This window comes from Ornithinimicrobium sp. (assembly GCF_035267225.1).
Lineage (GTDB): Bacteria > Actinomycetota > Actinomycetes > Actinomycetales > Dermatophilaceae > Ornithinicoccus.
On the sequence record NZ_DATFMA010000061.1, the window covers coordinates 1 to 9658 of the forward strand.

Annotated in this window: 9 protein-coding genes and 2 rRNA genes; all 11 read left to right on the forward strand. The window is 71.0% G+C overall.

Features of this window, described 5'->3' with window-relative positions:
* A 23S ribosomal RNA gene (locus VJ976_RS04980) occupies nt 1-247 on the forward strand; the annotation flags it as partial.
* A 72-nt stretch (nt 248-319) separates the two neighbouring features.
* Nucleotides 320-436 (forward strand): 5S ribosomal RNA (rrf, locus tag VJ976_RS04985).
* A gap of 157 nt (nt 437-593) precedes the next feature.
* On the forward strand, nt 594-1313 hold the full coding sequence (locus VJ976_RS04990; protein ID WP_324099010.1) for a tetratricopeptide repeat protein: 720 nt from the start codon (nt 594-596) through the stop codon (nt 1311-1313).
* Nucleotide 1314: 1 nt separating this feature from the next.
* Complete coding sequence (locus VJ976_RS04995; protein ID WP_324099011.1) at nt 1315-2145, forward strand: HAD-IIA family hydrolase; 831 nt, start codon at nt 1315-1317, stop codon at nt 2143-2145.
* A 10-nt stretch (nt 2146-2155) separates the two neighbouring features.
* Nucleotides 2156-2431 (forward strand): hypothetical protein, encoded by a 276-nt coding sequence (locus VJ976_RS05000; RefSeq protein ID WP_324099012.1) that lies wholly within the window; start codon nt 2156-2158, stop codon nt 2429-2431.
* Complete coding sequence (locus tag VJ976_RS05005) at nt 2424-3236, forward strand: TlyA family RNA methyltransferase (protein ID WP_324099013.1); 813 nt, start codon at nt 2424-2426, stop codon at nt 3234-3236. The genes VJ976_RS05000 and VJ976_RS05005 overlap by 8 nt, the downstream gene beginning before the upstream one ends.
* Before the next feature lie 10 nt (nt 3237-3246).
* Nucleotides 3247-4164, forward strand: a complete 918-nt coding sequence (locus VJ976_RS05010) for an NAD kinase (protein WP_324099014.1) — start codon at nt 3247-3249, stop codon at nt 4162-4164.
* Between the two features lie 4 nt (nt 4165-4168).
* Nucleotides 4169-5860 (forward strand): DNA repair protein RecN, encoded by a 1692-nt coding sequence (gene recN / locus VJ976_RS05015; protein WP_324099015.1) that lies wholly within the window; start codon nt 4169-4171, stop codon nt 5858-5860.
* A 16-nt stretch (nt 5861-5876) separates the two neighbouring features.
* Nucleotides 5877-7550, forward strand: a complete 1674-nt coding sequence (locus VJ976_RS05020; RefSeq protein ID WP_324099016.1) for a CTP synthase — start codon at nt 5877-5879, stop codon at nt 7548-7550.
* Nucleotides 7547-8221: an NUDIX hydrolase gene (locus tag VJ976_RS05025; protein WP_324099017.1), complete on the forward strand. Its 675-nt coding sequence runs from the start codon at nt 7547-7549 to the stop codon at nt 8219-8221. The genes VJ976_RS05020 and VJ976_RS05025 overlap by 4 nt, the downstream gene beginning before the upstream one ends.
* A gap of 123 nt (nt 8222-8344) precedes the next feature.
* A partial coding sequence (gene aspS / locus VJ976_RS05030; protein WP_324099018.1) for an aspartate--tRNA ligase occupies nt 8345-9658 on the forward strand: 1314 nt, incomplete at its 3' end.

Sequence of the window (9658 nt, forward strand, 5' to 3'; positions counted from 1 at the left end):
AGTACGAGAGGACCGGGATGGACGAACCACTGGTGTGTCAGTTGTCCTGCCAAGGGCACCGCTGATTAGCTACGTTCGGACGTGATAACCGCTGAAAGCATCTAAGCGGGAAGCACACTTCAAGATGAGGTTTCCATGGACTGAGGTCCGAGAGGCTCCCAGCTAGACTACTGGGTTGATAGGCCGGATGTGGAAGCACAGCAATGTGTGGAGCTGACCGGTACTAATAAGCCGATAACTTAACAACAAAGATGCTACGCGTCCACTGTGTGGTTCCCGAGATACGGTCGGGGACAAACCCACCGAAACTCGACAGAGTTACGGCGGCTATAGCGAAGGGGAAACGCCCGGTGACATTCCGAACCCGGAAGCTAAGCCCTTCAGCGCCGATGGTACTGCACTGGTGACGGTGTGGGAGAGTAGGACACCGCCGGACACCTTCTACCGCGAGCCCCGACACGTGTAGTGTCGGGGCTCGCGGCATTGCGTCCACAGAAAGGCCTACCGTGGCGAGGCACGAGCAACGTCTGCGCTCAGCACATCCGGCTCGGCCTTCGTCAGCGGGTGCGGACTCGTCTGCGGGGCCGCCCCGCATGCGGGAGCCTGCGCTGCCGGACCATCTGACCGCCGATTTGGCCGACCGCTCGGTACACCGCCAGCTGCGCACTCTGTCCAAGGAGAACGCCGAGGGGGTGGCACGTCACCTTCTGGCCTTGGCCGAGCAGTTGGAGGCGGAGGATCTGGACACGGCACTGGCGCATGCGACGACCGCCTCCCGACGCGCGGGCCGAGTCCCGATCGTGCGGGAGATGCTGGGGGTGGTGTACTACCGCCGGGGTGACTGGTCGAAGGCGCTGTCGGAGTTCCGGACCGCGCGGCGCCTGTCGGGCACCCATCATCTGCTGCCGCTCATCGCTGACACCGAGCGTGGCCTGGGTCGTCCCGAGCGCGCCGTGGAGGTGGGGCGCGCGCCGGAGGTGGCCACGTTGCGCAAGGCGGACCGGGTCGAGCTGGCGATCGTGGTCGCCGGGGCGCGTCAGGACCTGGGTCAGCCCCACGTGGCCGTGCACAGCCTGCGTGATCTGGTGGACAAGACCAGCGACGAGGACGCATGGGCTGCGCGACTGTACTACGCGTACGCGGAGGCCCTTGCGGCCTCGGGGGCCCCCGAGGAGGCGCAGCAGTGGTTGATCCGCGCGGCTCGGCTCGACGTGGTGGGGGAGACCGACGCTCGCGAGCGGGTCGAGGTTCCGGGCTCGTCAGCGGGCGACGACGGAATCGAGCGCATCAGTGATCTAGAGCAGGAGAGCTGAGTTGGCGTTCCGAGCGGTCGTGTTCGACCTCGACGGCGTGCTGTACCGGGGAGGACAGCTGTGCCCCGGAGCGAAGGAAGGCACCGAGGCCGTCCGGCAGGATGGGCTCTCGGTGCTGTTCATGACCAACAACGCTTCCCGCACCCCGGAGCAGGTGGCGGAGCATCTCAGGTCGCTGGGCATCGAGGCGGACCCCGGCGAGGTCCTGAACTCCTCCCAGGTCGGCGCCGCCCACCTGGCTCAGATGCGGGACGGCGCCGCTGAAGACGAGCCCGATGATCCGCTGGTGTTGGCCGTCGGCGGCCCGGGGGTGGCGGTCGCGCTGGCCGAAGAGGGTTTCGCCTGCCTGGCGGCGGGCGACGTCCCCGAGGAAGGGCCGCCCCGCCCGTTCTGGGCCGTCCTGCAGGGCTACGGTCCCGCGATGAAGGTGCACGACCTGCACGAGGTGGCCTACGCGTTGCACGAGGGAGCGATCTGGGTGGCGACCAACGCCGACTCGACGTTGCCGACCAGCCGAGGTATCGCCCCGGGCAACGGCGCGCTTCTGGCCGCAGTGACGCACGGAACAGGCTGCACGCCCGATGTCGTAGGGAAGCCGTTTCCACGCTCGTACGGCATCGCCTTGGACAAGCTGGGTCTGCCGTCGGCCGAGGTCCTGGCCGTCGGAGACCGGCTGGACACCGACATCGAGGGCGCGCGAGCCGCCGGCCTTCGCAGCGCCCTGGTCCTGACCGGTGTCCACGGCCGCGCCGATGCCGACGCGGCCCCCACGGAGCGACGGCCCGATCTCGTCGTGGAGCGCATCCCCGACCTGCGCGAGCACTGGCGCTAGCCTGGGCGGCGTGCCCGATCCATCATCCATGGCCGACGAGTCCCACGAGCTCGATCTGCCCGTCACGGGCGACGCGGAGGTCGACCAGATCGTCGCCGACTTCGTCGAGGCGCGCACCGAGATCGAGGAGCGCGCCGAGTCCGAGGAGGGCCGTGAGTCCGAGGAGCGCACCCCGGCCTCGAACGACCCGCCCGTCGAAGAACAGGACCGGGTCGCCTCCACCGTGCACGCCGCGCAGGAGGCGCATCGTCGCCTGCAGGAACGACTCGCGGCGGACCGTGAGTGACGCTGATCCCGCGGTACGTGTCGACCGTGCTCTCGTTGCTCGTTCCATGGCCCGCTCACGGGGCCACGCTCGCGACCTGGTGCTCGCCGGCTGTGTCCGGGTCGCGGGGGTGCCCGTCCACCGGCCCAGCCATCCGGTCCGCCCGGAGGACCCTCTGGACGTGGCTGGTGCGGGCGGGCCGGTGTGGGTGGGGCGCGCAGCCGAGAAGCTGGCAGCGGCGTTCGACCGGTGGGAGCCAGAGGGCCTCACCGTGCGTGACGCGGCATGTGTCGACGTGGGTGCCTCCACCGGGGGCTTCACACAGGTGCTGCTGCACCGTGGCGCCCGCAGTGTCGTCGCCATCGACGTGGGCTCCGAGCAGCTCGCGCCGTCGTTGCGCGACGACCCCCGGGTCGTGGACCTCTCGCGCCGCCACGTGCTGGGCCTCCGCGCGGCGGAAGTGGGGGCCCCCGTCGGCGCCATCGTGGTCGACGTCTCGTTCATTTCCGTGGTCCCGGTCCTCACCCACATCGCGCCGTGGTGCGCCGAGCAGGGCGACCTCGTGGTGCTGGTCAAGCCGCAGTTCGAGGTGGGCCGTTCGGGCTTGTCACGAACGGGGATCGTCAGGTCTGCAGCACTGCGCTCCGCCGCGCTGCACCGGGTGGTCGACACCGCCTACGAAGCGGGCCTGGCACTGCTCGACGCCATGGCGTCCCCGCTGACCGGCACGCACGGCAACCGCGAGTACCTTCTTCGGATGGCCCCGGCGCGAGCAGGCATGATGGACCGGGGCAGGGCACACCACCTGGCCGACACCCTCCCATGAAAGAGCTGCGATGAGCCGCCGGATCCTCCTGGTCACCCATCCGCGGCGCCGTGAGGTCCCCGCCCTGGTGAAGGACTTCTCCACCCGCCTGCGCGACCACGGCATCGAGGTCGAGGTCCTCCCCGGCGCGACCACAGAGGACCCCAGCCCGATCAGCGCCACGACCGACCGCTGTCTCGGCGCCCATCCTTCGGTGGAGGGCGCGGAGCTGGTCGTGGTCTTCGGGGGCGACGGAACGATCCTGCGCGGTGCCGAGCTGGCTCGCCCGGCCGGCGTGCCCTTGCTCGGCGTCAACCTCGGTCGCATCGGTTTTCTCGCCGAGGCCGAACAGGAGGAGATGGGCTGGCTGGCCGACCATGTGGGGCATCAGCAGTGGACCGTGCAGGAGCGGATGACGCTCGAGGTGGACGTCATCGAGGGTGGGCGCACGGTGTGCCGCAGCTGGGCTTTGAACGAGGCTTCGGTGGAGAAGTCGGCGCGGGAGCGGATGATCGAGCTCGCGGTCGAGGTGGACGGTCGGCCGCTGTCCACGTGGGGCTGCGACGGCGTCGTCATGTCCACCCCCACCGGATCCACGGCGTACGCCTTCTCCGGAGGAGGGCCGGTGCTGTGGCCCGACGTCTCGGCGCTGCTCCTGGTGCCGATCTCGGCCCACGCGTTGTTCGCGCGCCCGCTCGTCCTGGGTCCCGACACCGAGCTCGCCGTCGAGATCGTCCCCGACACCGCCGGGTCGGCGGTGATGTGGTGCGACGGCCGGCGGTCCTTCGAGCTCTCGCCCGGCTCGCGGATCGAGGTCCGACGCAGCGACACGGGGGTGCGCATCGCGCGGCTGACCAGCTCGGTCTTCACCGACCGGCTCGTGGCCAAGTTCGCGCTGAACGTTCAGGGGTGGCGCGGGCGCCCTCGCGGTTCCGGCGCTGCGGGCTGAGGCCGTGCTGCGCAGTCTGCGCCTTCGCGGCCTCGGGGTCATCGACGACGCCGAGGTGCAGTTCGGCCCCGGGCTGAACGTCATCACCGGCGAGACCGGAGCGGGCAAGACCATGGTGATCTCCGGACTGGGCCTGTTGCTCGGTGCTCGCGCCGACGTACAGCTGGTGCGCACCGGCCACGCCGTGGCCGTGGTCGAGGGTGAGGTCCAGGTCGGGGTCGACCACCCAGCGGCGCAGCGGGTGCTGGAGGCGGGTGGTGAGGTCGACGAAGGTCTTCTGCTCGCTCGCAGCGTCAGCGCCGCCGGCCGGTCCAGGGCACACGTCGGCGGCCGAGCAGCCCCCGCCGGTGTGCTGGTCGACGTGGGAGAGCACCTCGTGGCAGTCCACGGCCAAGCCGACCAGTGGCGTCTGCGGGACACCGAGCACCATCGTCTGATGCTGGACGCCGTCGGTGGCGGCCCCGTACGCATTGCCCGTGAGGCCTACGAGGCGGACTTCGACCGCTGGCACTGTGCACAGACCCAGCTGAGCGACGTGGTGCAGGCCTCGACCGAGCGGACGCGGGAGGCGCAGATGCTGCGCACGGCACTGGCAGAGATCGGCCAGGTCGCGCCCGCGCTGGGGGAAGAGAACGACCTGCTCGCGGAGGCCGAGCGGCTCGGTCACGCCGACATGCTGCGCACCGCCGCTGCGTCGGCCCACGCGGCCCTCGTCTCGGACGACTCCTCGACCGGCGCTGCCACGGACGTGCTCGCGCACTGCGTCCAGGCGCTGCGGGCGGCCGGTGAGCACGACTCCAGCCTGCTGGAGGTGGCCGACCGCCTGGCCGAAGCCAGCATCATCGCCGCCGACGCGGCGGCCGACCTCGCCCGGTACGCCGAGAGCGTGGAGAGCGACCCCGACCGTCTGGCGTGGGTGCAGCAGCGGCGGGCCCAGCTCTCGACGCTGCTGCGGCACTACGGCGCCGACACCGCGGAGGTGCTCGCCTGGGTCGACCGGGCCTCGACGCGGCTCGCCGAGCTCGACACCAGCAAGGGCCGCATCGCCGAGCTGGAGTCCGAGGTTGCCGAGGCGCGCCGTCAGCTCGCTACCAGTGCCTCCGCGCTGTCAGCGGCGCGGTCGGTGGCAGCGGAACGGCTGCAGCGCGTCGTCGGGGAGGAGCTGAGGCAGCTGGCCATGGGCAGTGCCGTCGTCTCGGTCGCGCTCACGCCCCGGCCGCCGGCGCACGTCCCCCGCCGCACCGGACCCGACGACATCGAGATCTGTCTGGCGGCCCACGCCGGGTCTCCGGCGCGCTCGATCGCGCGGTCCGCGTCCGGTGGCGAGCTCTCACGGGTGATGCTGGCCCTGGAGATCGCCTGCGCGACCGACCCGGTGCCGACCTACGTCTTCGACGAGGTGGACGCCGGCGTCGGTGGATCGGCCGCTGTCGAGCTGGGCGCCCGGTTGGCCCAGCTGGCACGCTCGGCTCAGGTGCTGGTGGTGACGCATCTGGGCCAGGTCGCCGCCTACGCCGACCGGCATCTGGTGGTGGACAAGACCTCGACCGGCCCGGTCACCTCGGCCGCGGTGCATGCTGTCCAAGGGATGGACCGGGAGGCCGAGCTGGCTCGGATGCTGGGGGGCGACGCCGCCTCCCCGGAGGCCCGGCAGCACGCCCGGGCCCTCATCGCGCGTCACCACTCGCGTGGCTGACGTAGACTGGCGGCCCGTGGTGGAGACGACGAAGCACATCTTTGTGACGGGGGGTGTGGCCTCCTCGTTGGGCAAGGGGCTCACCGCATCGAGTCTGGGCTTCTTGCTCCGGTCACGTGGGATGCGGGTGACCATGCAGAAGCTGGACCCGTACATCAACGTGGACCCCGGCACCATGAACCCGTTCCAGCACGGCGAGGTCTTCGTCACCGAGGACGGGGCCGAGTGCGACCTCGACATCGGGCACTACGAGCGGTTCCTGGATGTGAGCCTGCGCGGGCGGGCCAACGTCACGACCGGTCAGGTCTACCACGACGTGATCGCCAAGGAGCGACGCGGGCAGTACCTGGGGGACACCGTCCAGGTCATCCCGCACATCACCAACGAGATCAAGTCGCGGATGCGTGCCGACGCCGAGCAGCAGGACCCTCCCGACGTCATCATCACCGAGATCGGCGGGACAGTCGGCGATATCGAGTCGCTGCCGTTCCTCGAGGCCGCCCGTCAGGTCCGCCACGATGTCGGCCGCACGAACTGCTTCTTCCTGCACGTCTCGCTGGTGCCCTACCTGGCGCCCAGCGGTGAGCTCAAGACGAAACCGACCCAGCACTCGGTCGCGATGCTGCGACAGGTCGGCATCGCCCCGGACGCCATCGTGTGCCGCGCGGACCGGGACATCCCGGCCTCGATCAAGCGCAAGATCTCCCTGATGTGCGACGTGGACGAGGACGCGGTGGCCACGGCGGTGGACGCGCCCAGCATCTACGACATCCCCAAGGTGCTCCACCGCGAGGGGCTGGACGCCTACGTGGTCCGTCAGCTGGGGATGCCGTTCAAGGACGTCGACTGGACGCACTGGGACGCATTGCTGCACCGGGTACATCGCCCGGAGCACGAGGTCGAGATCGCGCTGGTGGGCAAGTACGTCGACCTGCCCGACGCGTACCTGTCGGTGACCGAGGCACTGCGCGCCGGCGGCTTCGGCCACAACGCGCGGGTGTCGATCCGTTGGGTGGTCTCGGATGAGTGCCAGACCGAGGCGGGGGCGCAACGGGCCCTCGCGGGGGTGGACGCGGTGCTGGTGCCGGGCGGGTTCGGCGTGCGCGGCATCGAGGGGAAGATCGGAGCGCTGCGCTGGTCCCGCGAGCGCGGCGTGCCCACTCTGGGCATCTGCCTGGGGCTGCAGGCGATGGTCATCGAGTTCGCCCGCCACGTCGCCGCCGTGGCTGGCGCGAGCTCGACCGAGTTCGACCCCGAGACCCCCGCCCCGGTCATCGCCACCATGGAGGAGCAGAAGGCCTTCGTCCACGGGGACGGGGACCTCGGCGGCACGATGCGCCTGGGGACCTATCCGGCGCGACTGAGCGAAGGGTCGGTGCTGAACTCGCTCTACGGCAAGACCGAGGTCAGTGAGCGGCACCGGCACCGCTACGAGGTGAACAACGCCTACCGCGAGCGGCTCGTCCAGGCGGGGCTGGTGGTCAGCGGCACGTCGCCCGACGGTGCCTTGGTGGAGTTCGTGGAGCTGCCGCCGGAGGTGCACCCGTACTACGTCGCGACCCAGGCGCACCCCGAGTTCACCTCGCGTCCGGACCGGATGCACCCGCTGTTCGGCGGGCTCGTCGCCGCGGCGGTGGACCGGCAACGCAGCGGCCGGCTCGTCGAGGTCGAGCCGGCTCCGGTGCCGTGACTCTCACCGCGCCGCGACTGTCCGCAGCTGAGCTCGCGGACGAGGTGCGACCCGAGCCGGTGCGCTCCGGCGAGCTGGTGATGTCCGGGTACGTCTGGGACGTACGCCGCGACGTGGTCGACCTCGGTGAGGCCGGGGAGGTCACCCGCGAGTACGTCGACCACCCGGGAGCGGTGAGCGTGGTGGCCCTGCGCCAGGACCGGGGGCAGGACGAGGTGGCGCTGATCCGGCAGTACCGGCACCCGGTGCGCAGCCACGAATGGGAGCTGCCCGCGGGGCTGCTGGACATGAAGGGCGAGTCCCCGGTGGCGGCCGCGGCACGCGAGCTCGCCGAGGAGGCGGACCTGAGAGCCGGCCGATGGCACCTGCTGAGCGAGTACTTCTCCTCCCCCGGGGGCCTGAACGAGGCCAAGCGCATCTTCCTGGCCCGCGACCTGTCCGACGTGCCGGTCGGGGAGCGGTTCGAGCGCGAGGCCGAGGAGCTGGGGATGCCGGTGCGTTGGGCCGTCCTCGACGAGGCGGTCGAGGCGATCCTGGCCGGGACCCTGCGCAACTCCGCGGCGACGATCGGCCTGCTGGCGGCGTACGTCGGTCGGGCACGAGGATGGTCGAGCCTGCGCGCGGCCGACGAGCCGTGGACCACCCACCCCGCCTATCACCGGGAGCCCTGAGAGCCGCGCTTCGCGGCCTTCTGGACTCGCGGCATACCCTGGACCTTCGGCACGTTCGCCGGCGCCACGCCGCGACGTCCGCAGACTGTTCACCGAACCCGACTGACCCGAAGGAAGCCCACTGTGCTGCGCACCCACGAGGCCGGATCGCTGCGAGCCGAGCACGCCGAGGACACGGTCACGCTCACGGGGTGGGTGGCGCGCCGGCGTGACCATGGCGGGGTGGCCTTCCTGGACCTGCGGGACGCCAGCGGGGTGGCGCAGGTGGTGGCGCGCGACGAGGTGCTCACCGAAGGGGGAGCGCACGACCTGCGCCACGAGTACTGCGTGCGCGTCACCGGGCAGGTACGGATGCGACCCGAAGGGAACGCCAACCCCGAGCTGGCCAGCGGGGAGGTGGAGGTCGTCGCCGCCGAGCTGGAGGTTCTGAGCGAGGCGGCCGCACTGCCGTTCCAGATCGACGAGCGCACCGCCGTCGGTGAGGAGGCGCGGCTGCGCCATCGCTACCTGGACCTGAGGCGCTCGGGGCCAGGGGCACCCGGGACGAACCTGCGGCTGCGCTCGGAGGTCAACGCGGCGGCCCGGGGGGTGCTGGCGCGCCGCGACTTCGTTGAGGTCGAGACGCCCACTCTGACCCGCTCCACCCCGGAGGGCGCCCGCGACTTCCTGGTGCCCGCGCGGCTCCAGCCGGGAAGCTGGTATGCGCTGCCGCAGAGCCCGCAGCTGTTCAAGCAGCTGCTCATGGTGGCCGGTCTCGAGCGCTACTACCAGCTGGCCCGGTGCTACCGCGACGAGGACTTCCGCGCCGACCGGCAGCCGGAGTTCACCCAGCTCGACATCGAGATGAGCTTCGTCGACCCGGACGACGTCATCGAGCTGGCCGAGGAGGTCCTCGAGGCCGTCTGGTCACTGATCGGCGTGCAGGTGCCCCGACCGGTGCCCCGGCTGGGCTACGCCGAGTCGATGGCTCGGTACGGCACCGACAAGCCGGACCTGCGCTTCGCTGTGGAGCTGACCGACTGCACGGCCTACTTCGCCGACACCGGTTTCCGCGTGTTCCAGGCGCCGTACGTGGGCGCCGTGGTCATGCCCGGGGGTGGGAGCCAGCCGCGGAGGACCTTCGACGCCTGGCAGGAGTGGGCCCGGCAGCGAGGGGCACGCGGCCTCGCCTACGTGACGCTCGGCGCCGACGGCACGCTGGCCGGCCCGGTGGCCAAGAACCTCTCCGAGGAGGAGCGGGCGGGCCTGGCCGCCCATGTCGGCGCCGAGCCGGGCGACTGCATCTTCTTCGCCGCCGGGCAGGCCAAGGGCGCCAGGGCTTTGCTGGGGGCGGCCCGGCTCGAGATCGGCCACCGGCTCGGGTTGGTGGACACCTCGGCCTGGTCCTTCGTCTGGGTGGTCGACGCTCCGTTGTTCGAGCCCGCCACGGACGCCGTC

Bases quoted from the DNA above. Each gene is read 5' to 3' on its own strand.
- VJ976_RS05010 (WP_324099014.1), top strand. From the start codon at position 3,247: ATGAGCCGCCGGATCCTCCTGGTCACCCATCCGCGGCGCCGTGAGGTC.
- VJ976_RS04990 (WP_324099010.1), top strand. From the start codon at position 594: ATGCGGGAGCCTGCGCTGCCGGACCATCTGACCGCCGATTTGGCCGAC.